The organism is Actinokineospora auranticolor, assembly GCF_041897805.1.
Classification (GTDB): domain Bacteria; phylum Actinomycetota; class Actinomycetes; order Mycobacteriales; family Pseudonocardiaceae; genus Actinokineospora; species Actinokineospora auranticolor.
Genome location: NZ_CP154825.1, coordinates 8336568 through 8358095, shown reverse-complemented (window position 1 = coordinate 8358095; position 21528 = coordinate 8336568). Strand labels below are relative to the sequence as shown.

At 70.2% G+C, this 21528-nt stretch carries 21 protein-coding genes and 1 tRNA gene; 12 read left to right on the top strand and 10 right to left on the bottom strand.

Annotated features, from left to right (window positions below; all coding sequences use genetic code 11):
- Positions 1 to 9: 9 nt before the first annotated feature.
- The 7 genes from V5P93_RS36835 to V5P93_RS36805 all read right to left on the bottom strand — a co-directional run bounded on the left by V5P93_RS36835 (position 10) and on the right by V5P93_RS36805 (position 5440).
- Complete coding sequence (locus V5P93_RS36835; protein WP_104479258.1) at positions 10 to 429, bottom strand: hypothetical protein; 420 nt, start codon at positions 427 to 429, stop codon at positions 10 to 12.
- The gene (locus V5P93_RS36830; RefSeq protein ID WP_104479257.1) at positions 426 to 1046 is read right to left on the bottom strand and encodes a hypothetical protein; all 621 of its coding nucleotides are present in this window, start codon (positions 1044 to 1046) and stop codon (positions 426 to 428) included. Before V5P93_RS36830 ends, V5P93_RS36835 begins: the two co-directional genes overlap by 4 nt.
- Complete coding sequence (locus V5P93_RS36825) at positions 1043 to 1489, bottom strand: hypothetical protein (RefSeq protein WP_146108027.1); 447 nt, start codon at positions 1487 to 1489, stop codon at positions 1043 to 1045. Before V5P93_RS36825 ends, V5P93_RS36830 begins: the two co-directional genes overlap by 4 nt.
- The gene (locus V5P93_RS36820) at positions 1486 to 3381 is read right to left on the bottom strand and encodes a hypothetical protein (RefSeq protein WP_104479255.1); all 1896 of its coding nucleotides are present in this window, start codon (positions 3379 to 3381) and stop codon (positions 1486 to 1488) included. The genes V5P93_RS36825 and V5P93_RS36820 overlap by 4 nt, the downstream gene beginning before the upstream one ends.
- A complete protein-coding gene (locus tag V5P93_RS36815; protein WP_104479254.1) occupies positions 3378 to 3686 on the bottom strand; it encodes a type VII secretion target in 309 nt (102 codons plus the stop codon). The genes V5P93_RS36820 and V5P93_RS36815 overlap by 4 nt, the downstream gene beginning before the upstream one ends.
- A gap of 10 nt (positions 3687 to 3696) precedes the next feature.
- A complete protein-coding gene (locus tag V5P93_RS36810) occupies positions 3697 to 4239 on the bottom strand; it encodes a YbaB/EbfC family nucleoid-associated protein (RefSeq protein WP_219823976.1) in 543 nt (180 codons plus the stop codon).
- 85 nt (positions 4240 to 4324) lie between these two features.
- Positions 4325 to 5440 carry an ADP-ribosylglycohydrolase family protein gene (locus V5P93_RS36805; protein WP_104479253.1) on the bottom strand — a complete coding sequence of 372 codons (1116 nt, stop codon included), beginning with the start codon at positions 5438 to 5440 and terminating at the stop codon, positions 4325 to 4327.
- A 243-nt stretch (positions 5441 to 5683) separates the two neighbouring features.
- Here V5P93_RS36805 and V5P93_RS36800 point away from each other — a divergent pair, with 243 nt between their 5' ends.
- From V5P93_RS36800 to V5P93_RS36770, 7 genes are all read left to right on the top strand, one after another.
- The gene (locus V5P93_RS36800) at positions 5684 to 6496 is read left to right on the top strand and encodes a basic amino acid ABC transporter substrate-binding protein (protein WP_342752265.1); all 813 of its coding nucleotides are present in this window, start codon (positions 5684 to 5686) and stop codon (positions 6494 to 6496) included.
- An 82-nt stretch (positions 6497 to 6578) separates the two neighbouring features.
- On the top strand, positions 6579 to 7412 hold the full coding sequence (locus V5P93_RS36795) for an amino acid ABC transporter permease (protein ID WP_181043507.1): 834 nt from the start codon (positions 6579 to 6581) through the stop codon (positions 7410 to 7412).
- Positions 7409 to 8167 carry an amino acid ABC transporter ATP-binding protein gene (locus tag V5P93_RS36790; RefSeq protein WP_104479251.1) on the top strand — a complete coding sequence of 253 codons (759 nt, stop codon included), beginning with the start codon at positions 7409 to 7411 and terminating at the stop codon, positions 8165 to 8167. Before V5P93_RS36795 ends, V5P93_RS36790 begins: the two co-directional genes overlap by 4 nt.
- A 71-nt stretch (positions 8168 to 8238) precedes the next feature.
- Complete coding sequence (locus V5P93_RS36785; RefSeq protein WP_104479250.1) at positions 8239 to 10446, top strand: hypothetical protein; 2208 nt, start codon at positions 8239 to 8241, stop codon at positions 10444 to 10446.
- A gap of 108 nt (positions 10447 to 10554) precedes the next feature.
- The gene (locus V5P93_RS36780) at positions 10555 to 11301 is read left to right on the top strand and encodes a class I SAM-dependent methyltransferase (protein WP_104479249.1); all 747 of its coding nucleotides are present in this window, start codon (positions 10555 to 10557) and stop codon (positions 11299 to 11301) included.
- Positions 11298 to 11759 (top strand): SRPBCC family protein, encoded by a 462-nt coding sequence (locus V5P93_RS36775; RefSeq protein WP_104479248.1) that lies wholly within the window; start codon positions 11298 to 11300, stop codon positions 11757 to 11759. The genes V5P93_RS36780 and V5P93_RS36775 overlap by 4 nt, the downstream gene beginning before the upstream one ends.
- Positions 11760 to 12082: 323 nt before the next feature.
- Entirely contained in the window at positions 12083 to 12577 is a 495-nt protein-coding gene (locus V5P93_RS36770) for a VanZ family protein (RefSeq protein ID WP_104479247.1), read from the top strand.
- Between the two features lie 41 nt (positions 12578 to 12618).
- Here V5P93_RS36770 and V5P93_RS36765 read toward each other — a convergent pair whose 3' ends face one another.
- Positions 12619 to 13188 (bottom strand): TetR/AcrR family transcriptional regulator, encoded by a 570-nt coding sequence (locus V5P93_RS36765; protein WP_104479246.1) that lies wholly within the window; start codon positions 13186 to 13188, stop codon positions 12619 to 12621.
- A gap of 193 nt (positions 13189 to 13381) precedes the next feature.
- On the opposite strand from V5P93_RS36765, the gene V5P93_RS36760 reads away from it, so the two are divergent.
- Both V5P93_RS36760 and V5P93_RS36755 read left to right on the top strand, forming a co-directional pair.
- Positions 13382 to 15625: a (Fe-S)-binding protein gene (locus V5P93_RS36760; protein WP_104479245.1), complete on the top strand. Its 2244-nt coding sequence runs from the start codon at positions 13382 to 13384 to the stop codon at positions 15623 to 15625.
- A gap of 103 nt (positions 15626 to 15728) precedes the next feature.
- Positions 15729 to 16904 (top strand): MFS transporter, encoded by a 1176-nt coding sequence (locus V5P93_RS36755; RefSeq protein WP_104479244.1) that lies wholly within the window; start codon positions 15729 to 15731, stop codon positions 16902 to 16904.
- Here the strand turns inward: V5P93_RS36755 and dcd are convergent.
- Positions 16880 to 17461 (bottom strand): dCTP deaminase, encoded by a 582-nt coding sequence (gene dcd / locus V5P93_RS36750; RefSeq protein ID WP_104479243.1) that lies wholly within the window; start codon positions 17459 to 17461, stop codon positions 16880 to 16882. The genes V5P93_RS36755 and dcd overlap by 25 nt on opposite strands.
- Positions 17462 to 17560: 99 nt before the next feature.
- Here dcd and V5P93_RS36745 point away from each other — a divergent pair.
- Positions 17561 to 17631, top strand: a tRNA-Gly gene (locus tag V5P93_RS36745).
- 362 nt (positions 17632 to 17993) lie between these two features.
- Here V5P93_RS36745 and V5P93_RS36740 read toward each other — a convergent pair.
- Positions 17994 to 18473: a DUF4304 domain-containing protein gene (locus V5P93_RS36740; protein WP_104479242.1), complete on the bottom strand. Its 480-nt coding sequence runs from the start codon at positions 18471 to 18473 to the stop codon at positions 17994 to 17996.
- 293 nt (positions 18474 to 18766) lie between these two features.
- On the opposite strand from V5P93_RS36740, the gene V5P93_RS36735 reads away from it, so the two are divergent.
- Together V5P93_RS36735 and V5P93_RS36730 are read left to right on the top strand one after the other, a co-directional pair.
- Positions 18767 to 19495, top strand: coding sequence for a response regulator transcription factor (locus V5P93_RS36735; protein WP_104479241.1), 729 nt, complete (start codon positions 18767 to 18769; stop codon positions 19493 to 19495).
- Between the two features lie 134 nt (positions 19496 to 19629).
- Positions 19630 to 21462 (top strand): acyl-CoA dehydrogenase, encoded by a 1833-nt coding sequence (locus V5P93_RS36730; RefSeq protein ID WP_104479240.1) that lies wholly within the window; start codon positions 19630 to 19632, stop codon positions 21460 to 21462.
- Positions 21463 to 21528: the final 66 nt, after the last annotated feature.

Genomic DNA, 21528 nt, shown 5'->3' with positions numbered 1-21528 from the left:
GTTCACGGGTCAGTGGGTCTTGGCCCATTCCGGGAACAGCAGGTCCACGTGGTGCTCCCGGAAACGGGTGATCTCGTGGATGGGGACGTTCTTGGCCCACGTACCCGGATCGATCTGCACGAACCCGTCCGCCGTCGCCCGGGTCTTGTCCGGGCCGACGTAGTACAGGCCAACCGACCCCTCCGGCGTGATCCCCACTACGAGGCATTCGTGCCCCAAGTGGTTCGCGCGCGTGGTGACCTCGTCCAGCCGCTCGCAGGCGTCGACCGGGACCACCGCCCGCCAGCCCGAGGAACCGGCCTTGAACCGGGTGTCCTGGGGGTCGACCGCGCTGTGCAGCGCGACCTGCCCGTTCTCCGGCTGACCGGCTGCGTACTCGCGGCCGTCGAGGAGGGCGTAGAGGCCGGTTCGGGGGCGTTGGTGGGTCACCGGGGGTCCTTCTGCCAGTAGCCGCGCCAGTGGGCGATGGGGGTGGGGCCCTGGGGGGTGTGGGCGACGATCCGGGCGCCCAGGGGGATCAGGCCCGGTTGGCGCCACCACTCCGGCAGGGCGAGTGGGCCGCCCGCGGTGAGGCCGGTGCCGGTGTACGGCCAAGGCGCGAACTCCGTGCGGACGGTGTTCGGGTCGACCCCGGCGGCCAGCGCGGCGGCGGTCATGGCGTAGCCGGGTTGGCGGGCGTCGTCGGGGGCGCCGTAGGGGACGAAGTACCGGTCCGGGTGTTGGGCCGGGAATTCCATGGTGTGCACGAGGGCGTCCGGGTGGAACGGGCTGCCCGCGTAGTCCAACCGGAAGGCCTGGTGGAAGTCGCGCGGGGTGCGGAGGTTCGCGCAGTCCTGCAACCGCGCGACGGTGCCGCCGACGAGGCGGTAGTCGAATGGCGGCCGGGCGCCAACTACGCCAGCCGAGACTTCTCCCCGCAGGTAACGCTCAACCGACCCGGGGGTGAGGACCTTGACCATCACCGTGTTCGGTTCCAAGGTGACGACCGCGTGTACCCGTGCCGTGAGCGCGCGCTCGTGTGCGGACAGGCTGACGGACCCGCTCACCGCGCTTCCCCGAACGTGCGGTCGCGCCACCGGTTGAACGTCAGGTCACGCTGTTCCTCGTGGACGTCCGCCAGTTCCCCCACCGGGACCTCGCCCTGGTACTCGTACTTGTCCACCTGGGTGAAGCCGTTTTGCCCCGCCCAACTGCCGTTGCTGTCGGCGTAGGTCACGGAGGCGATCCCGCCCACTACGGCGTCAACCGCGACCCTGTGTCCCTGCCAGCGCCCGTACGTCCGCGCCGCGTACACCCGGTCGCAGTCCTGCGAAGTCAGCTGCGCCACCCAGCCGCCGAAGCTCGTGTGCCAGGTGAACAGGGACGCGTCCGGGTTGTCGGCCTGCCGGGTCTTGAGGATCACGCGGTCGTCGTTGGGCGAGTACGTGCACGGGTGCGTCACGCCGCGCACGACGGCGAACTGACCGGCGCGCGGTCCCTGGTAGCTCACGGAGTCACCCACCCCAGAACACTGTCATACGTCGCCACTACGACCTTGTTCCCCGCCGCGTCGTAGCGGTTGATCGTGGCGCCGTCCGGGATCGGGAGGCGGTCGGTCATCTTGAACTCCGGCACGCCCATGGTCGGGTGCGCGGTGACGCCCGCGCCCGTGTACGGCCAGTCGTTGACCGACGACGTGTACCGGTTCGGGTCCACCCCCGCGTCCCGCACGGACTGGAGCATGTCGTCCCGCGCCCCCAGCACCCGCGGGTCGGTCGCCGGGATGTCGCCCGGCACGGACGGCGCGCCCACCGGCGTCTGGTAGAGGCTCGCGTCCGACGCCGGGAACTCCAGCGTGTGGATGTTCGGCTGGTTGACGTCGTAGGGCGTGCCCGTGTAGTCGAGCCGGTTGCCGTTGATCAGGTCGGCCGGGGTGTTGAGCACGCCCGCGTCCTGGTTGCGGGCGACGAACCCGCCGACGTCGGTGTAGCTGCCGTCGAGGTACTTGGCGACCGTGGCGTCCGGGATCACCTTCTGCATCAGCGTCCCGTCGACGACCGTGACCTCCTTCATCGCCCGCGCCATCAGGTCGCGCTCGTGCGGGGTCAGCTGACCCGCGCCGGGCACGTCGCCGGGGGTCGGGTCGGCGCCGAGCTTGTCCATGGCGCCCTTGAAGTCCGCCCACTCCTGGTCGGTGAACTTCCCGCGCACCTCGTCCATCCAATGTGGACCGGAGGGGCCGTGCGCGTGCGGCGTCGGCGTCGAACTGCCGCCGTGCGGCGTCGCGGACGACGCGGGCGGAGCCGTGACCGGCGGGGTCGCGGAGGAGGCGGGCGGGGTCGCTGAAGACACGGGAGGCGTGGCCGCGGACGGCGTGACCGGGGTCGACGCGCCGCTGGGCGTGGTCGTGGGACTCGCGGCCCCGCTCGGTGTCGTCGCCGAGGACGGGGTGTCCGGGGTGGAACTCGGCGTCAGCGACGGGTCCGCCGCGCCGGACGGCGTAGTGCTCGCCGACGGCGTCGCCGGAGTGTCTGGTGTGGACAGATGCGGCGAAGCGGGGGCGTTGGCAGGGGTGACCGGGTCGGGCGCGGACCGCACCGGGCTCGGCGCGTTCGGCGCGTCGGCGCCGCGAGAGGCGGTGCGCAGCTTGCGCAGCCCGGACTTGATCATCTCCCAGATCTGGCCCAGCCGCGCCATGATCGGCCGCAGCTTCTCCACGGACCGGGTCAGCTTGGTGATCACGTCGGTGATCCGGCCGACCCACTTCGACACCAGCGCGCCCACCGACGCCACGATGTGCGGCGTGGCCAGCCCCAGCGTCAGCCCGGCCTCGGCCAGCCACTGCGGCAGCCGGATGAGCAGCGTCGAGATGCACTCCGCGACCAGGTCGCGCACGATCCCCCGGACCACGCCGACGAGCACCCCGACCACCTCGACGACGGTGCCGATCGTCCCGGCCCCGGTCGCCGCCGCGGTGATGTGCTCCTTCTGCTCGGCCGTGTTCGCCCGGTACGCGTCGGCCGCGGGCCCGGTCCACGCCGAGGTGCCGTTCGCCACCTCGGTGGCGAACTCCCCCGCGACCCCGCCCACGGCCTGCGACACGTTCTTCCACGTCTGCGCGTAGGCGGCGATCTGGTCGGCGTCGCCCGCCAGCCAGTTCAGCGCGTCCCGCAGCGGCTTGACGTGCTCGATCACCCACGAGATCGCGTACTGCCCGAGCGTGCCGATCGGGTCCAGGGTCAGCGACAGCACTTCGAGGCCACCGCCGAGCACCCCGAGCCCGCCTTCGACCCAGGAGCCGTCCTGCACGCCGTTGTAGATGTCGGCGGCCGACTCGACCAGGCCGATGCCGGTGTAGGACTGGGTCGAGTCCTGCCGTTCGGCGACGAGGGGGTTGCTCACCGGGCACCGCCCGCGAAGGGCTGGGTGTTGGCGCGCTCGGTGTTGTCGTAGCCGCCGGAGGTGGCCCGGACGCCGCCCGCCGTGGCCTCAAGCGTTTGCGCGGCCTCGCTGATCGAGTCGACGCCCGGCTGGCTCACCGCGTGCACGATCGGCACGAAGAACTGGCAGATCACCCCGTAGGCCTGGTCGCCGAGGTGGACCTGGTTGGCCGCCTCGAGCGCCTGCTCCAGGCGGTCGTTGAGGCGGTCGAGGCGACCGGCGTGCGCGCCGAGCTCCTCGGTGAGGACGCCGTATCCGTCGGGCACCCGGACTCCTTCAGCTGAAGATGGACGGTCCGCCCCAGTCGTCGTCCTCGTCCGGGTCGGACCTGCGCGGCGGTCGTGGCCGTTCGGGTCGCGCCGGGGAGTCGCTGTCCTCGACGTGCCCGAGCGACATCTCCTCCACGGTGCTCGCGGTTGGACGCTCCGGCTCGGGCTCCGGTTCCGGGAACCTCTCCCGGTAGGACCCGACCACCGCGGCCACCGTCTGCGGGTCGTCGCCGACCGTCCGCGTCATGACGTCGGCGACCTCGTCGGTGATCCGCGACTGCGCGCGGCGCATGGTGGTGAGCACCAGGCCGGCCAGCTCGGCGCCCGGCAGCTCCCGGGACCGGTCGCTGATCACCAGGTCGGTGACCGCGCCCGTGGCGTCCACGGTCACCCGGACGACGTCGTCGCGGGAGGACTCGGTGACCGCGACCCGCGCGACCTCGGCCTGCATCTCCTGGTAGCGCTGCGCCTTGGCGGCCACGTCCGCCGACCAGCGGCGCAGCTCCTGCTCGGTCTGGAATCCGTCCCCACCGAATGACGGCTGGCTCACCACGCGCTCCCACTGCTCGGTCCGGCTGCGCGGGTCAGTGTCCACGACGGAGCGTGGGTTGTCAGTCGGTTCCCGGCAAGACGGTTCACCAGGCCGGGTAGCGCTCGCGCCAGGTCGGGTCGTCGAGCGGGTTCGTCGGGCTGAACTCGACCAGCGCGTCCCGGCCCAGCCGCAGCATGACGTCGCGCAGCTCCAGCCCGTCCAGCCACGGCTGCGGGATCGCGCCGAGGCCGTGCACCGCGCCGAGCAGGTTCCCGCAGATGGCGCCGGTCGAGTCGCTGTCGCCGGAGTGGTTGACCGCGAGCCGCAGGCCGTCCGGGAGGTCGGTGGCGACCAGCGCGGCGCAGACCCCGATGGCCAGCGCCTCCTCGCCGACCCAGCCGCCGCCCAGCCGCTCGAGCTGCTCCGGGGTCGGTCGCCCGCGCTCGGCCAAGGCCACGGCCTGGTCCAGCGCGGCGACCGTCTCGGCCGAGTCCTCCCAGGTCAGCAGCTCGGTGCGGACCTCGGCGAGCGCGGCGGGCAGGTCGACGCCGTCGAGCAGGCGGTGGACCACGAAGGCCAGGGCGCCTGCGGTGAGGTAGCCGCTGGGGTGTCCGTGGGTGAGGGCGCCGGACTGCACGGCGACCACGAACGCGTCGACCGGGTCCACCGACCACAGCGCGCACGGCGCGGCCCGCATGACCGCGCCGCAGCCCTTGGAGTCGTTGAGCCGGTGGGAGACGCTGCCGCGCTCGCCGCCGTCGGCGAAGCCCTTGAGCGCGGTGAGTACGGTCGCGCCCGGCGCGCGGCGGTGGTGCAGCTCGCGCTCGCGGACCAGCCAGCCGTCGGGCTCGGCCTCCATCGCGTAGGAGCCGCCCGCGCGGTGCCACGGCGTGCCCTGGGTGTGGTACCAGCGCTGGTAGGCGTGCTGGAGCACGGACGCGGGCTGCTGGTCGAAGAACATCATCCGCTTGCCGACGTGCGCGCGGATCATGGCCTCGAGGGTGAACAGGGTCATCTGGGTGTCGTCGGTGACGCGACCCAGGCCGCCGTAGGCCTCCAGGTAGTCGGTCACCCCCTCGGCGCCGACCCGGGCCCGGATCTCGGCGGTCGACAGGAACTCGACGGGCGCGCCGAGGGCGTCCCCGACGGCACCGGCGAGCAGGGAGCCGAGCCACCGGTCGGCGGGCACGACGCGTTCGTACGGCAGATCACCATCCACGTCCGCGAAGGGTAGTCGCTGGTGGGGGTGGCGGTGCCGAGCGGAACAGGATAACCACCGTTAACGCGAGGATTGATCAGACCTCCCGGCCCGACTCGGGGAAATGGCGGAATGCGGCGCGCACCCGTCGCGCCGCATTCAAACCGATACCCGAAACTGACCGACGCATCTATCGCGATCGGGGACACCCGATGGCAGGATGCCAACACTCGGTTCGACACAATCGCTACGAGGAGTGACATAGTGTTCCGTCTATCCCCCTCTCGGGTAGCAATTCTGCTTCCGACACTTGCACTCGCCGTAGTCACCGCAGGATGCGGTTCCAGCACCACCCCGGCGTCCGGTGGCGACTCCGGCGCCCAGGTCCAGCTGATCACTGCGGGCAAGGTCACCACCTGCACCGGCCTGCCGTACAAGCCGTTCCAGTACGAGGAGAACGGCAAGGTCATCGGCTTCGACGTCGACCTGATGGACCTGGTCGCCAAGAAGCTCAACGCGACCCAGGAGATTGTGGACACCCCGTTCGAGGGGATCCAGTCCGGCGTCGACCTCAGCTCCGGCAAGTGCGACCTGGCCGCTGCGGGGATGACCATCACCGACGCCCGCAAGCAGAACTTCGACTTCTCCGACCCGTACTTCGAGGCCACCCAGGCGATCGTGGCCAAGAAGGGCACGCCGGGCCAGTTCGAGCAGCTCAAGGGCAAGAAGCTGGGCTACCAGAACGGCACCACGGGCCAGGAGTACGCGCAGAAGAACGCGCCCGGCGTGGAACTGGTCAACTTCGAGGACCTCGGCCTGGAGCTCAACGCGGTCGAGACCGGTGTCGTCGACGCCGCCATCAACGACAACGGCGTGGTGTTCGACTGGGTGAAGGACCACCCCGACTTCGAGGTCGTCAACCAGTTCGACACCGGCGAGAAGTACGGGATCGGCGTGAAGAAGGGCAACGCCGCGCTGCTCAAGGTGATCAACGAGACGATCGCCGAGGCGAAGTCCAGCGGCGAGTACGACAAGATCTACCAGAAGTGGTTCGGCAAAAAGCCCGGGGACAAGTAGGTCACCGGGTCACCGCTAGCGGGTCGCCGCCGCCGTCGGGCGCGGCGGCCCACCACTTCTCCCGAGGAGCAGCGCCGTGGCCATGTCCAAGCGCAAGCGCGCCCGCATCGTGCGCGCGGTCCAGTACGCCGTCCTGGTCGTGGTCGTCGTGGTCGTCGCGGTGGCCGCCGACTGGGGGCGGGTCGCCAACGCGTTCTTCGACCTCGACGTCGCGGGCGGGATGTTCCCCGAGGTCATCACCGTCGCGCTGGTCAACACCCTGATCTACACCGGGCTCGGCTTCGGCTTCGGCCTGGTGCTCGGCCTGGTCGTCGCCCTCATGCGGCTGTCGTCGGTGCGGGCGTACCGGTGGATCGCCGGTGCCTACGTCGAGTTCTTCCGCGGCCTGCCCGCGCTGCTGGTCATCCTGGCCATCGGCAGCGGCATCCCGCTCGCCTTCCCCGGCACCATCCTGGACCGCTACGTCTCGATCATGATCGCGCTCGGCATCGTCGGGTCGGCGTACATGGCCGAGACGATCCGCGCGGGCATCCAGGCGGTGCCCAAGGGGCAGGTCGAGGCCGCCCGCTCGCTGGGCATGTCGCAGTCCAAGGCGATGGTGTGGATCGTCATCCCGCAGGCGTTCAAGATCATCCTGCCGCCGCTGACCAACGAGCTGATCCTGCTCACCAAGGACTCGTCGCTGGTGCTGTTCCTGGGTTCCAGCCAGGTGCAGTACGAGCTGACCCAGTTCGGCCGCACCGAGCTGAACCAGTCCAGGAGCCTGACGCCGGTGCTGGTCGCGGGCATCTGCTACCTGATCATCACCATCCCGCTGTCGTACCTGTCGCGGTACCTGGAGCGGCGCACCGGCGGCACCAAGATCCGTTCGGCGGAGGCGACCGAGGTCGCGCAGCCCGAGGAGGCGACCAAGTGAGCGACGAACCCGCGGTCCGGGTCACCGGCCTGGCCAAGTGCTTCGGCGACCTGAAGGTGCTGTGCGGCATCGACCTGTCGGTGGCCACCGGCGAGGTCGTGTGCGTCATCGGACCGTCCGGGTCGGGCAAGTCGACGCTGCTGCGCTGCGTCAACCTGCTGGAGGAACCGGACGAGGGGTCCGTGGTGGTCGGCGGCGTCGACCTGACGCACGAGGACTCCGACATCGACGCCGCCCGGCGCAAGATCGGCATGGTCTTCCAGTCGTTCAACCTCTTCGCCCACCTCACCGTGCTCAACAACCTCACCGTGGCGCAGCGCAAGGTGCTGGGCCGCGACCGCGCGGAGGCGAACCGGGTCGCGCTGGCGAACCTGGAGAAGGTCGGGCTGCTGGAGAAGGCCAACGCCATGCCCGCGCAGCTCTCCGGCGGCCAGCAGCAGCGCGTGGCCATCGCCCGCGCGCTGTCGATGGGCCCCGAGGTGATGCTCTTCGACGAGCCCACCTCGGCGCTGGACCCCGAGTTGGTCGGTGACGTCCTGGAGGTCATGCGCGACCTCGCCGACGAGGGCATGACCATGCTCGTGGTGACCCACGAGATGCACTTCGCCCGCGAGGTCGCCGACCGGGTGCTGTTCATGGACGGCGGCGTGGTGGTCGAGGAAGGCCCCGCCGAGCAGGTCATCGGCGCGCCGGAGCACGAGCGCACCAGGACCTTCCTCGCTCGGGTGCTCGATCCCATCCACCGGGTGGAGTAGCCCGGGGTAGGCCTTCGGGAACGCGGTGTCACCGCTGTGCGTTGAACTCCCGGGGTGGAGGGAGGGGGCGCATGGCGGGGCGCGACGGTGGGTTCGACCCGCACGACCCGGAGCCACCGGACTGGGCTCGGCTGCCCGCCGCCGAGGTGGTGCGGCGGGCGGTGGAACCGGACGCCGTCGGCGTGCTGCGCAGGCGCAAGCCGACGGCGGCGCCGGTCGTCAGCGTCACCGGGCGGTTCGTGGAGGGCAGGCTCGACCTGCGGGCCGCGGAGTTCCCGTTCCTGCTGGAGTTCGTCCGCTGCCGGTTCGAGCACGAGCCGGACCTGCGGCAGGCGCGGCTGGCGGGCGTGGAGTTCCGGGACTGCTGGTTACCCGGCATCCAGGGCCGCAACCTGCGCAGCGACAACGACGTGCAGATCACCGACGGGACCGTCGTCGCGGGCACGGTCGACCTGACCGACGGCGAGATCCACGGCACGCTCGTGCTCTCCGGCGCCGTGCTGCGGCCCCGGACCGGCCCCGCGCTCCACGGCGACCGGCTGCAACTGGTCGGCGCGCTGCTCGGCCGCAACCTGCGCGCCGACGGCGAGATCCGCATCCCGGGCCTGCGCAGCGGCGGCAACGTCAACTTCGCGGGCGCCCGGCTGCACAACCCGCGCGGCCTCGGGCTCAACGGCAACGGCATGCAGGTCGGCGGCAACCTGCACCTGGTCGTCGACCCGGACAGCCGCGAACCCTTCCGCTGCGACGGCACGCTGTTCCTGCCCAGCGTCCGCGTGGACAGCGACTTCTCCCTGCGCGGCGCCCGGCTCACCCCGCGCACCGAGCACTCCCGCACCGTCCCGCCGGACGACCCGTTCTTCGACCCGAACGCCACCCTGGTCGCCGACCGGTGCCGGGTGGACGGCAACGTCAACCTCGACCGCGACTTCTCCAGCACCGGCACGATCCGCGTGGTCAACGCGCACATCGGCGGTTCGCTGCGGCTCTCCCACGCGCGCGTCGACCTCTCCGGCGGCGCGGAGCCGTTCGTCGAGCAGGTCGGGTCGGCGCACCGGCCGCCCGGGCCGTACGCCGACCGCGCGGTGCACCTCGACGGCACCGAGGTCCGCGGCGGCATCGACGCCCGCGACGCGCGCATCGCCGGTCAGCTCCGGCTGGTCGACGTGAAGGTGCAGGGCAGCGTGCTGCTCGACCGCGCGGTGCTGAGCAACCGGCGCGGCGACGCCATCGAGGGCCGCCGGTTCTCCGTCGGCGGCAACCTCGACGGGCGCGCGCTGCTGGTGTTCGGCTCGATCCTGCTGCCCGGCTCCCGGATCGGCGCCAACCTCGACCTGCGCGGCAGCAGGCTGGTCGCCCCCGGCAGCTACGCCCGCGACGCCTCCCCCAAGCCGTCGCTGGACCTGCGGGTCGCGCACATCGGCCGCGACCTGATCTGCGCCGACGGCGACGCCGCGTTCTCCGCCCAGGGGGAGATCCGGATGCGCCGCGCGGAGGTGTTGCGGGAGACCAACTTCCACGGCGCCGTGCTGGGCAACGGCCACAACGACGTGGCGCTCAACGCGTTCGGCGTGCAGACCCCGGAGCTGCGCCTCGACGTCGCCGCGCCCCCGCGCGGCCGGGTCGACCTGCGCCACCTGCGGTGCGCGTTCCTGACCGACAACGAGCGGTTCTGGCAGTCGCACGGCCGCATCGAGCTGGAGGACTTCCGCTACGACGCGCTGCGCGACCCGATAGCCCTCGACGACGACGCCGAGGTCGAACGCAGGCTGCGGTGGCTGCGGCACGGCATGCGCGACGTCTACCGGCCGGGCCCGTACGAGCAGATGGCGCACATGCTGCGCGCCGCGGGCAACGAGGAGCACGCGGCGACGGTGCTGGTGGAGAAGCAGCGCAGGCGCTACAACGCGCTGGCCGACGGTTCGGGCTTCGCCGCGCCGGGTATCCGGCTGTGGAGCTGGTTGCAGCGCTGGATGGTCGGCTACGGCTACCGGCCGACCCGCGCGCTGGCGTGGCTGTCCGGGTTCCTGATCGTGGGCACGCTGTGGTTCGCGCTGATCCCCCGGCCGCACGAGGCCAACGCGGACGACCACCTGGTGTGGAACCCGGTTCTGTACACATTGGACCTACTGGTGCCCATCGTGGACTTCGGGCACAAGAACAAGTGGACCGTCGTCGGGCCGTCGCAGTGGATATCGGCGGCGCTGATCGCCCTGGGCTGGATCCTCGCCACGACGGTCGCCGCCGGTGTCACCCGAATGCTGCGGAGGTCCTCCTGAGTTCATTTCCGCCCACCACCCACCCCCTCATCCCCACCCGGCATCGTTCCCGACTTGGCGGTCCCGCTGCGGTGACCACCAGCACGAGCTTGTGAGAGGTGTCCACCCATGTCCAATACCTCCGCCGGATATGACGTCCTCCACATCGCGGCACGCGCCCCGCTGACCCACCGGCTCTACGCCGAGGCGTTCGGCGAGCAGTACGTGCCGGGGGTGGCGGCGAACAGCTCGTGCTCGTGGTTCTTCCTCGGCACCGCCATCTCGGCGCTGCGGCTGCCCCCGGACGCGCTCCTGGCGGACCTCGGCTGCGGTCGCGGCGGCCCCGGCCTGTGGCTGGCCCGCGCGATGAACACGCGGCTGGTGGGCGTCGACTTCAGCCCGGCCGGGATCGAGGACGCCCGGTCGCGCGCGCCGGAGTTCGGCCTGGCGGGCCGCGCGGAGTTCTCGGTCGGCACCTTCGCCTCGACCGGACTCGAGTCGTCCAGTGTGGACGGTGCGCTCAGCCTGGACGCCTTCTTCTTCGCCCCCGACTACGCCGAGGGCTTGGCGGAGGTCCACCGCATCCTGCGCCCCGGCGGCCGATTCGTGTTCACCGCCCGCGACACCCACGCCGACTGGACCGCGCTGCTCGACACCGCGGGTTTCGCCCTGGAGAACACCCTCGTCCACGAGGGCACCACCGAGCGGTGGCTGCGCCTGTTCGACCTCTGGGTCGAGCACGAGGCCGAACTCCGCGCCGAGATCGGCGACGAGATGACCGGCTACCTGCTGGAGGAGTCGAGCACGAGGTCTCGTCTGGACGGGACCACCCCGCTAGTGTTCGTGGCTCGGCGAGAGCAGCGGGAGGGTACGTGACCACACCGGACGCCCAGGCCACCATCGAGGTGCGAGCACCAGCGGAGCGCGTGTACGACCTGGTCAGCGACCTGCCCGCACTGGCCGGGGTCGCGGCGGAGTTCGCCAAGGGCCACTGGCTCGACGACGTCACCACCGCCCGCGTCGGCGCCCGCTTCAAGGGCGTCAACGTCAACGGCCCCCGCAAATGGGCCACGGTGTCCACGGTCACCGACGCCCGCCCCGAACGCTTCGCCTTCGACGTGACCTTCAAAGGCATCCCGGTAGCCCGCTGGCAGTACGACATCGAACCGACCGCGAGCGGCTGCCGCGTCACCGAGACGACCTGGGACCGCCGTCCGGCGTGGATCCGCCCGATCACCGCCCTGGGCACCGGGGTCTCCGACCGGACGGTCCACAACCAGCGCAACATCGAGCAGACCCTGGCGACCTTGAAGGCGGCGGCGGAACGCGCTTGAGACGGCGCACTTCGTTGCTGGATGCAGCGTTGAACGGGTGAACCGAAGTTACCCACCCAACATTTGTTTGCTGGATTCCCCATCCGGCTGACCTTCGGATCATCGGCAACTGGTTGGCTGTGGTGAGCAGCCTGGACCGTCCCGAGTACTTCGCTCGGATATTGCTATTACGCTGAGAGACGGATCAACTACAGGTCGAACTCTCGGAGGGTGAGTTGCAGCAGTTGTGGCGAAACTTTGGCGGCCTGTTTGTGCCCTTCCTCGTGCTCGCGTCCATCGCGATTGTCTCAGTATGGGCTCTTTCGGTTAGACGACAGAAGAGAATGCCTGCCACGGAGGCGCGGAGGACAGCGATCCTGGACGGCCTTCTCGTGTGTACGGCGATTCCAATACTGTATCTAGTGGCTATGCCAGTTTCCGGGTTGGCCGGAAGGACGATGGTGAACTTGGTCCCGGGCGCCGAAATGGCTTCCATGGTGGAAACCGGAACGGAAGGAGACACTGCTAGGGTGCAAGCGTTGGGCAATCTTGTGCTGATTTTCCCTATCACGGCCTTGCTTCCGTTGCGCGTGCCAAGGATGCGCTCATGGCGAGCCCTGATCATGGCTATCGTCTCGGTTTCCGTTCTTATTGAAGCCGCGCAGTGGTTGCTCGCTGTGGGGCGGGCAACCACTGCGGACGACGCCATTCTGAACTCTGTTGGTGGGCTTCTGGGCGCCGCCGCCACGTGGTACTGGTGGCGGAGTCGTCGAGACCGGGAGCGACTCCCGCCTCGAAGGACGTCACGAACTCGGCTTAGATCTCAAACACGCTCTTAGGCATGGATGGGGTGCGGCGCGTCCCAGGGGTGGAACTGGGGTCAGCGCAGCGGGGCGAGGAGGTGCTCGACCACCGGTAGCAGTTCGGCCGCCGTCGGGGGTTCGTCGTCGATCAGGCCTTGCATGAGGACTCCGTCGACGGCGGCGAGGAAAGCGCGGAAGCCGACCTCGTCCGGTTGCCGTCCCAGGCTTGTCAGCACGTCCAGCCACAGCCGCGCCGCCGAGCGCAGCGCGGGTTTGCGCGCGGCCAGCAGGTAGAGCTCGTACTGCGCCATCGTCCGCCCCCGCCGCGACCCGAGGGCTTCCGCGAGGACTTCCGCCACCGCTCCCGCCGGGCTCAGGCCCTTGATCCGGGTCGACTCGATCAGGTCGCGGACCTCCACCGCCAGTTCCGCCGCCGACTCGACCAGGGTCGCCTCCAGCAGGTCGTCCAGGGCCGCGTAGTGGTAGGTGATCGACGCGGGCGGGATCCCGGCCTCCGTCGCCACCACCCGGTGCGACACCCCCGCCACACCCTCCCGCTCGATCACCCGCAGCGTGGCTTCGGTGATCTGCCGCCGCCGTTGGTCGCCGCGGAGGCGGCGGCCGTCCACCTTCCGGTAGGACCTCATATCCGGCCTGGGGTGGTGATCGCTAGCAAGATGGGCACGTGCACGGCGCAAAAGTACCTGAACGAACGTCCAGATATTTCCCGACGTGTGCGTCACACTTGGCCGACTTAGGCTTCACCAAGACGGTTACTGGCCAGTAAGAAGGCGTAGGGTCGCGGAGCCCGTTGCCGAACCGACGGAAGGTCGCCACCACATGGGTGTCGTGCAGTGGACGCTGGGGCTGGTCGCGGTCGCGGTCAGCCTCGTGGCGTGGAGCATGTTCGTGCGCACCGTCGCGCGGATGGTGTCGATCATCCGGCTCGGCCAGCCCGACGCGACCCGCAACGGGCCGTTCGGGCCGCGCATGCGGACCCTCATCAAGGAGTTCGCCGCGCACACGCGGATGAACAAGTTCCGGCACGTCGGCCCGTGGCACTGGCTGGTGATGTGGGGCTTCCTCGTCGGCTCGGCCGCGCTGTTCGAGGCCTACGGCGAGGTCTTCGTCCCGTCCTGGGGCTGGCCGGTCCTCGACCACTGGAACCTCTGGCACCTGCTCATGGAGCTGCTCGGCCTGGGCACCCTCGTCGGCGGCGTCGTCCTGGTCATCATCCGCCAGCGCAACCACCCCCGGCGCGCCGACCGGCTCTCGCGGTTCGCGGGCTCGAACTTCTGGCAGGCGTACTTCGTCGAGGCCGTCGTCATCCTCGAGGGCATCGGCATCCTCGGTGTCCGCGCGGGCAAGGCCGCGCTCCCCGGCGTCGGGGAGGTCCCCACCTGGGCCGCGTTCGTCACCAACCCGATCAGCGAGCTGCTGCCCGGGAGCCCGGACCTGGTGTCGGCGCTGGCGTTCATCAAGCTCATGGGCGCGATGGTGTGGGTGGCCGTGGTCGCCCGGTACATGACCATGGGTGTGGCCTGGCACCGGTTCAGCGCCTTCTTCAACATCTACTTCAAGCGCGAGGCGGACGGCGGCGTCGCGCTCGGCGCGGTCAAGCCGATGACCTCCGGCGGCCAGGTCCTCGACTTCGAGGAGGCCGACCCGGAGAAGGACGTCTTCGGCGCGGGCAAGGTCGAGGACTTCTCCTGGAAGGGCTGGCTCGACTTCAGCACCTGCACCGAGTGCGGCCGCTGCCAGTCGCAGTGCCCGGCCTGGAACACCGGCAAGCCGCTGTCGCCGAAGCTGGTCATCACCCAGCTCCGCGACCACGCGTACGCCAAGGCGCCCTACCTGCTCGCGGGTGGCAAGAAGGACATGGCGGGCGACGAGGTCGGCCTGACCGGCGACAACCCGTACGCGGGCATCGACGTGCTCGCCATCGCCGAGGCCGAGCGGCTGCTGGTCGGCGACGACGGCGGTGTCATCGACCCCGAGGTGCTCTGGTCCTGCACCACCTGCGGCGCCTGCGTCGAGCAGTGCCCGGTGGACATCGAGCACGTCGACCACATCGTGGACATGCGCCGCTACCAGGTGCTGATCGAGTCGAACTTCCCGTCCGAGCTGGGCGGCATGTTCAAGAACCTGGAGAACAAGGGCAACCCCTGGGGGCAGAACGCCAAGGACCGCCTGGCCTGGACCCAGGACCTCGACTTCGAGGTGCCCGTCTTCGACGGCGAGCTCGCCGACGACACCGAGTACCTGTTCTGGGTCGGCTGCGCGGGGGCCTTCGAGGACCGCGCGAAGAAGACGACCCGGGCGGTCGCCGAGCTGCTGCACACCGCCGAGGTGAAGTACGCGGTGCTCGGCTCCGAGGAGACCTGCACCGGCGACCCGGCGCGGCGCGCGGGCAACGAGTTCCTGTTCCAGATGCTGGCCCAGCAGAACGTCGAGGTCATCAACGCGGTCTTCGAGGACCGCGAACCGGGCCGCCGCAAGATCGTCGTGACCTGCGCGCACTGCTTCAACACCCTGGCCAACGAGTACCCTCAGCTCGGCGGCGAGTACGAGGTCGTGCACCACACGCAGCTGCTCAACAAGCTGGTCCGCGAGCGGCGGCTGGTGCCGGTCGCCCCCGTCGCCGAGGACGTCACCTACCACGACCCGTGCTACCTGGGCAGGCACAACCAGGTCTACGAGGCGCCGCGCGAACTCGTCGGCGCCTCGGGCGCGAAGCTGCGCGAGATGCCCCGGCACGCCGACCGCTCGATGTGCTGCGGCGCGGGCGGCGCGCGGATGTGGATGGAGGAGCGCGTCGGCAAGCGGATCAACATCGACCGCGTGGACGAGGCGCTCGGCACCGCGCCGTCGAAGATCGCGACCGGCTGCCCGTTCTGCCGCGTGATGCTGACCGACGGCGTCACCGCCCGGCAGTCCGACGGCCTCGCGGCCGAGCACGTCGAGGTCGTGGACGTCGCCCAGCTCCTGCTCCAGGCCGTGCGCCGGGGCCAAGAGCCGATGGACACCCCGACCGACGTGACCGACCCGGGTACCCCGCTGCCGGAGGCGGACAAGTCCTCCTGACCTGCGAACCCCCGATGGCCCCCGACCTGCTCAGGTCGGGGGCCATTCTCATTCATTGGGAAAGTGGTTCCGCTATTCGGGAAACGTTAGCTATGTTAACTACATGCGACGCTGGGTCATCCTGGGAATCGCGGTCGCCGCCCAAGCGGCCGTGTCGAGCCTGGTCTACGGGCTCCCCTTCCTGCTGCCGGTCCTGCGCGGGGCGCTGGGCCTGTCCCTGACCGAGGCGGGCACGCTCGCCGCCGCCCCCGTGCTGGGCGTGCTCATCGCGCTCATCGCCTGGGGCGCCGCGGCGGACCGGTTCGGCGAGCGCGTGGTGATGACCGTCGGCATGCTCGGCACCGGTCTCGCGGGCCTGGCCGCCGCGGCCGTGTCCGGTCCGGTGGCGATGGGGGTGCTGCTGGTCGTCGCGGGCAGCTTCTCGGCATCGATCAGCGCGGCCAGCGGGCGCGCGGTCCTGGGTTGGTTCGCCCCGACCGAGCGCGGCCTGGCCATGGGGATCCGGCAGACCTGCACCCCGATCGGCGTCGGCATCGCCGCGCTGACCCTGCCGCCCGCCGCGGCGTCGTGGGGCTACCAGTGGGCCCTGGTGATCCCCGCCGGGCTGAGCCTGGTCGTCGGGGTGGTCGTGGCGGCTGGCCTGGTCGACCCGCCGCGGCAGCCGCCCAAGCACGTCGAGGAGACCCGGTCGCCGTACCGGGGTGCGCGGCTGTGGCGGGTGCACGTGGCGAGCGCGCTGCTGGTCGGCCCGCAGTTCGTGGCGAGCACGTACGCGCTGACCTACCTGGTGTCCGAACTGGACTGGAGCCCGGTGACCGCGGGCGTGGTGCTGGCCGTGGTGCAGTTCGTCGGCGCGGCGGGCCGGATCGGCGCGGGGGTGTGGTCGGACCGGGTCGCGAGCAGGCTCCGGCCGATGCGCTGGATCGCCCTGGGTGCCGGGGTGTCGCTGCTGGTCTGGGGCGTCGGCGGGGCCGTCAGCCCGTGGCTCGCGGTGGTCGCGATCGTCGCGGTGTCGGTGTTCTCGGTCAGCGACAACGGGTTGGGCTTCACCGCGACGGCCGAGCTGGCCGGTCCGTTCTGGGCGGGGCGCGCGCTGGGCGTCCAGAACACCGGCCAGAACGCGTTGGCCATGGCGGTCGCGCCGCTGTTCGCGATGCTCGTGACCGCGGTGGACTGGCCGTGGGCGTTGACCATCGGCGCGCTCTTACCGCTCGCGGCGACCCTGGTGATCCCGGTGCGCGGCGAGGTCTTCGGTCAGCGCTTGGTGTCGACGCGGTGAAAGTTCAGGTAGGCGCGTGAGGGCGTGGGGCCGCGCTGCCCCTGGTAGCGCGAGCCCGCTTCCTTGGAACCGTACGGGAACTCGGCGGAGGAGGAGAGCCGGAACAGGCACAGCTGGCCGATCTTCATCCCCGGCCACAGCGTGATCGGCAGGTTGGCGACGTTGGACAGCTCGAGGGTGATGTGCCCGGTGAACCCCGGGTCGATGAACCCGGCCGTCGAGTGGGTCAGCAGCCCCAACCGCCCCAGCGACGACTTGCCCTCCAGCCGACCCGCGAGGTCGTCGGGCAGCGTGACGTTCTCGAACGTCGACCCGAGCACGAACTCCCCCGGGTGCAGCACGAACGGCTCGTCGTCGGCCGCCTCGACCAGGCTCGTCAGGTCGTCCTGCTGCTGCCGGGGGTCGATGTGCGTGTACCGCGTGTTGTTGAACACCCGGAAGAACCGGTCCAACCGCACATCGATGCTGGAGGGCTGCACCATGGCCGCGTCGAAGGGCTCCACCCCCAGCCGCCCGGCGTCCAGCTCCACCCGCAGGTCACGATCGCTCAGCAACACGCGCCCACCCTAACCGGACCCCCGCTGGGTGACGCGTCCGGCCGATACCTGTAAGCTACGGCTGCGAAGAGCGATCTTCGCGATCGGGTGACCGGTCAAGCGGATGTAGTTCAATGGTAGAACATCAGCTTCCCAAGCTGAATACGCGGGTTCGATTCCCGTCATCCGCTCAACTAGGGCTACCCATGTCTGCGGAATGCGCAGACCGGGTAGTTTCGCCATTTCATTCGGGGGCCGAGCCCCCGGACCCCACGGTGCGATTGGGCTTGACCCAGCGTGGTGTCGTGGAGTGTGGTCGCTGTTTGTGTTAGGGCGTGGCGCGTTGTGTTAGGGCGTGGCGTGGTTGGGTTGGTGCTGCGGGCGTTGTGATTGTTCGGTGGTGGTGCTGGTGAACAATGCTTCACCAATGGGCCGGTGCCGGGTTGCGGTGCCAGCCCATTGGCTTTACGCGACGCGCGGGAGACGATAGCGGATAGGGTGCGGAGTTGTTTTGTCCGTGTCGATATCCTGCGGATTGTTCGCGCTGTGTCTTTTAGTGCACTCGGGCGCTGATCTGGTGCTCGATGGCGGGGATGCCGAACTCGCGGACGGCGGTGAGCACCTCGTCCGACAGGGAGGCGAAGGGTTTGCCCGCCTCGATCTTCCACCACAGGTCGCCGATCGGGACGCCGCCGCCGACGAGCATCAGGTTGCCGATGCGCTCCTGCCAGCCGTAGCCGCGGTGGCCCGCGGCCAGCGCGTAGGGGCGGATGCGTAGTTGTGACGCCCACTCGTCGGTGGGGGTGACGCTCAACGACAGGGTGAAGCGGGTGGAGTACGCGCTGGAGCGGGTCGACTGGAGGATCGACACCTGCCCCACGTGCGCGTCGCGCACCACCTTGAAGGTGCGGCCGGTGCCCGCCAGGCCGAGCGCCCGCAACCCGGGGGCCAAGCCGGTCTCGACCATGAGCCGGAACCACTCGTCCGCATTGCGCACCGCGCCCGCTTCCACGTAGCCCCCCACTCTCAGCATTCGACTGGTCACTCCGGCGTACCCACGACCCTATCCGCCGGGGCGGCCCGTTCCTACCCGTTGCCCGATCTGCCTGCTGGTTCGTGACCTCTCAGGCACTTCTCAGCCGACCGACCGACACACTGCGCAACCGAGGAGCGATATATGTAACACAGATCACAGCAGTACCCATCACCTGTGTGAGTGAGGTTTCGGTCCAGGTGGCCGGAAACCTCGATTCCGCACGTCACAACCACCACAACGTGGCCGGGCGGACTCGCGGACGGGTGAAAACGGCGGGAGGAACCCAACGCATGCCGCCCAGCACGGCACACCGAGGCGCGACCGGCAGCCCGTGGGAGAACGGTGGGCCGACCGTCGCACTCGTCGACGGCATCCCGCTGTTCCGCGAGGGTTTGGCCGCACTCGTCCTGCGCACCCCCGGGCTGCGCTGGCTCGGCGCGACCGACACCCCGCAGGGCGCGGTCGGCTTCGCCGAGCGGTACCGCCCGGACGTCGTGCTCCTCGACTCCGGCCTCGACCCGCGCAACCACCTGAGCAGCACGCTCACCGCGGCCAACCCCGACGCCGTCGTGCTCGTGCTGGTCCGGGAGGCGCACCGGACCACGCAGTACGTCGCCACCGCGATGGCCTCCGGCGTGCACGGGGTCGTCCCGCGCACGGTCGAGCCGCCGCAGCTGGTCGACGCCATCCAGGCGGTGTTCACCAGCCGCCGCTACATGGACCCGGCGCTGGCCAGGACGGTCGCCGCGCCGCGCGGGCGGCTCATCCGGGGCGTCGACACCGACCTCCAGCAGCTCTCCCGGCGCGAGTTCCAGGTCCTCCAGCTCATCGCGGACGGCCTGGAGAACCAGGCCATCGCGAAGATCCTGTACGTGTCGGTGGAGACCGTGCGCACCCACGTGAAGAGCATCCTGCGCAAGCTGGCCGCCCGGGACCGCACGCACGCGGTCGCGGTGGCGTTCAAGGCGGGCGTGCTCCTCGCGCCGCTGCTGCCCGAGGGGACCCGCACCGGGACGTGACCCGGGTGAGTGATCCCGACCAATCGCCTTGCCGTCCCTACCCGTCGGTAATACACTTTTGTTACCGATGAGTAGCAGCACTCCTGCTCGCGGGTGGAGAACCCGCACCCGGCGTGAGGACACGGAGCGACGAGATGGGCCACTACAAGAGCAACGTGCGCGACCTTGAGTTCAACCTCTTCGAGGTGTTCAAGGTCCAGGACCGGCTGGGCAAGGGCGTGCTCGCGGAGTCCGACGAGGAGACCGCGCGCGGTGTGCTCGCCGAGCTGAACAAGCTGGCCTCGGGCCCGCTCGCGGAGTCGTTCGCCGACGCCGACCGCAACCCGCCGGTGTACGACCCGAAGACCTTCAGCGCGACCCTGCCCGAGTCGTTCAAGAAGTCCTACAAGGCGCTGTGGGACGGCGAGTGGTGGCGCCTCGGCCTCACCGACGACCTGGGCGGCTTCGGCCTCCCGCCGACGGTGCAGTGGTCGGCCGCCGAACTGATCCTGGGGGCCAACCCGGCGCTGTTCATGTACCTGGCGGGGCCCAACTTCGCGATGATCGCGCACAAGAACGGCACCGAGGAGCAGCAGCGCTGGGCGCAGTTCATCATCGACCGCGGCTGGGGCGCCACCATGGTGCTGACCGAGCCGGACGCGGGCTCCGACGTCGGCGCGGGCCGCGCCAAGGCGGTCAAGCAGGACGACGGCTCGTGGCACATCGAGGGCGTGAAGCGGTTCATCACCTCGGGCGACCAGGACCTGACCGAGAACATCATGCACCTGGTGCTGGCCCGGCCCGAGGGTCACGGGCCGGGCACCAAGGGGCTGAGCCTGTTCCTGGTGCCCAAGTTCCACTTCGACACCGAGACCGGTGAGCTGGGCGAGCGCAACGGCGCGTTCGTGACCAACGTCGAGCACAAGATGGGCCTGAAGGTCTCGACCACCTGCGAACTGACCTTCGGCCAGCACGGCACCCCGGCCAAGGGCTGGCTGCTCGGCGAGGTGCACAACGGCATCGCGCAGATGTTCCAGGTCATCGAGTACGCCCGGATGATGGTCGGCACCAAGGCCATCGCGACCCTGTCCACCGGCTACCTCAACGCGCTGGCCTACGCCAAGGAGCGCGTCCAGGGCGCCGACCTGCCGAACATGGTGGACAAGTCCGCGCCCCGCGTGACCATCACCCACCACCCGGACGTGCGCCGCAGCCTCATGCTGCAGAAGGCCTACGCCGAGGGCCTGCGCGCGGTGTACCTGTACGCGGCCACCTTCCAGGACCAGATCTGGACCGGCGAGGGCGGCGCGGACGCGGTCAAGCTGGCCGGTCAGGTCAACGACCTGCTGCTCCCGGTGGTCAAGGGCGTCGGTTCCGAGCGCGCGACCGAGCAGCTGGTCCAGTCGCTGCAGACCCTGGGCGGGTCCGGCTTCCTGCAGGACTACCCGCTGGAGCAGTACATCCGCGACGCCAAGATCGACTCCCTGTACGAGGGCACGACCGCGATCCAGTCGCTGGACTTCTTCTTCCGCAAGATCGTCCGCGACCGGGGCCAGGGTCTGGCGCACGTGGCGGGCGAGATCCAGGCGTTCATCCAGGCCGAGGGCGGCAACGGCAGGCTCAAGCGCGAGCGGGAACTGCTCAAGCAGGGCCTTGAGGACGTCCAGGCCATGCTCGGCGCGCTGGTCGGCTACCTGACCGCGGCGCAGGAGGACCCGCGCAGCATCTACAAGGTGGGCCAGCACAGCGTCCGGCTGCTGATGGCCACCGGCGACCTGCTGGTCGGCTGGCTGCTCCAGCGCCAGGCGGAGATCGCGCTGGCCAAGCTGGACGCGGGCGCGGCGGGCAAGGACAAGGCGTTCTACGAGGGCAAGGTCGCCGTGGCGTCCTTCTTCGCCAAGAACGTGCTGCCCGACCTGTCGGCCGCGCGCAAGATCGTCGAAGCCGCCGACAACGACCTCATGGACCTGGACGAAGCCGCTTTCTGAGCCACCCGACCGAAGGGGCCCGCCACGACCCGTGGCGGGCCTCCTTGGGTTTCGGGGCCGATCGGA

What these genes read in the sequence shown, in the direction of transcription:
- V5P93_RS36740 (WP_104479242.1), bottom strand. Translation starts at nt 18,473, where the DNA reads ATGCTGAGAGTGGGGGGCTACGTGGAAGCGGGCGCGGTGCGCAATGCG.
- V5P93_RS36765 (WP_104479246.1), bottom strand. Translation starts at nt 13,188, where the DNA reads ATGAGGTCCTACCGGAAGGTGGACGGCCGCCGCCTCCGCGGCGACCAA.
- V5P93_RS36760 (WP_104479245.1), top strand. Translation starts at nt 13,382, where the DNA reads ATGGGTGTCGTGCAGTGGACGCTGGGGCTGGTCGCGGTCGCGGTCAGC.
- V5P93_RS36735 (WP_104479241.1), top strand. Translation starts at nt 18,767, where the DNA reads ATGCCGCCCAGCACGGCACACCGAGGCGCGACCGGCAGCCCGTGGGAG.
- V5P93_RS36795 (WP_181043507.1), top strand. Translation starts at nt 6,579, where the DNA reads ATGTCCAAGCGCAAGCGCGCCCGCATCGTGCGCGCGGTCCAGTACGCC.
- V5P93_RS36730 (WP_104479240.1), top strand. Translation starts at nt 19,630, where the DNA reads ATGGGCCACTACAAGAGCAACGTGCGCGACCTTGAGTTCAACCTCTTC.
- V5P93_RS36770 (WP_104479247.1), top strand. Translation starts at nt 12,083, where the DNA reads ATGCCTGCCACGGAGGCGCGGAGGACAGCGATCCTGGACGGCCTTCTC.
- V5P93_RS36755 (WP_104479244.1), top strand. Translation starts at nt 15,729, where the DNA reads ATGCGACGCTGGGTCATCCTGGGAATCGCGGTCGCCGCCCAAGCGGCC.
- V5P93_RS36780 (WP_104479249.1), top strand. Translation starts at nt 10,555, where the DNA reads ATGTCCAATACCTCCGCCGGATATGACGTCCTCCACATCGCGGCACGC.
- V5P93_RS36785 (WP_104479250.1), top strand. Translation starts at nt 8,239, where the DNA reads ATGGCGGGGCGCGACGGTGGGTTCGACCCGCACGACCCGGAGCCACCG.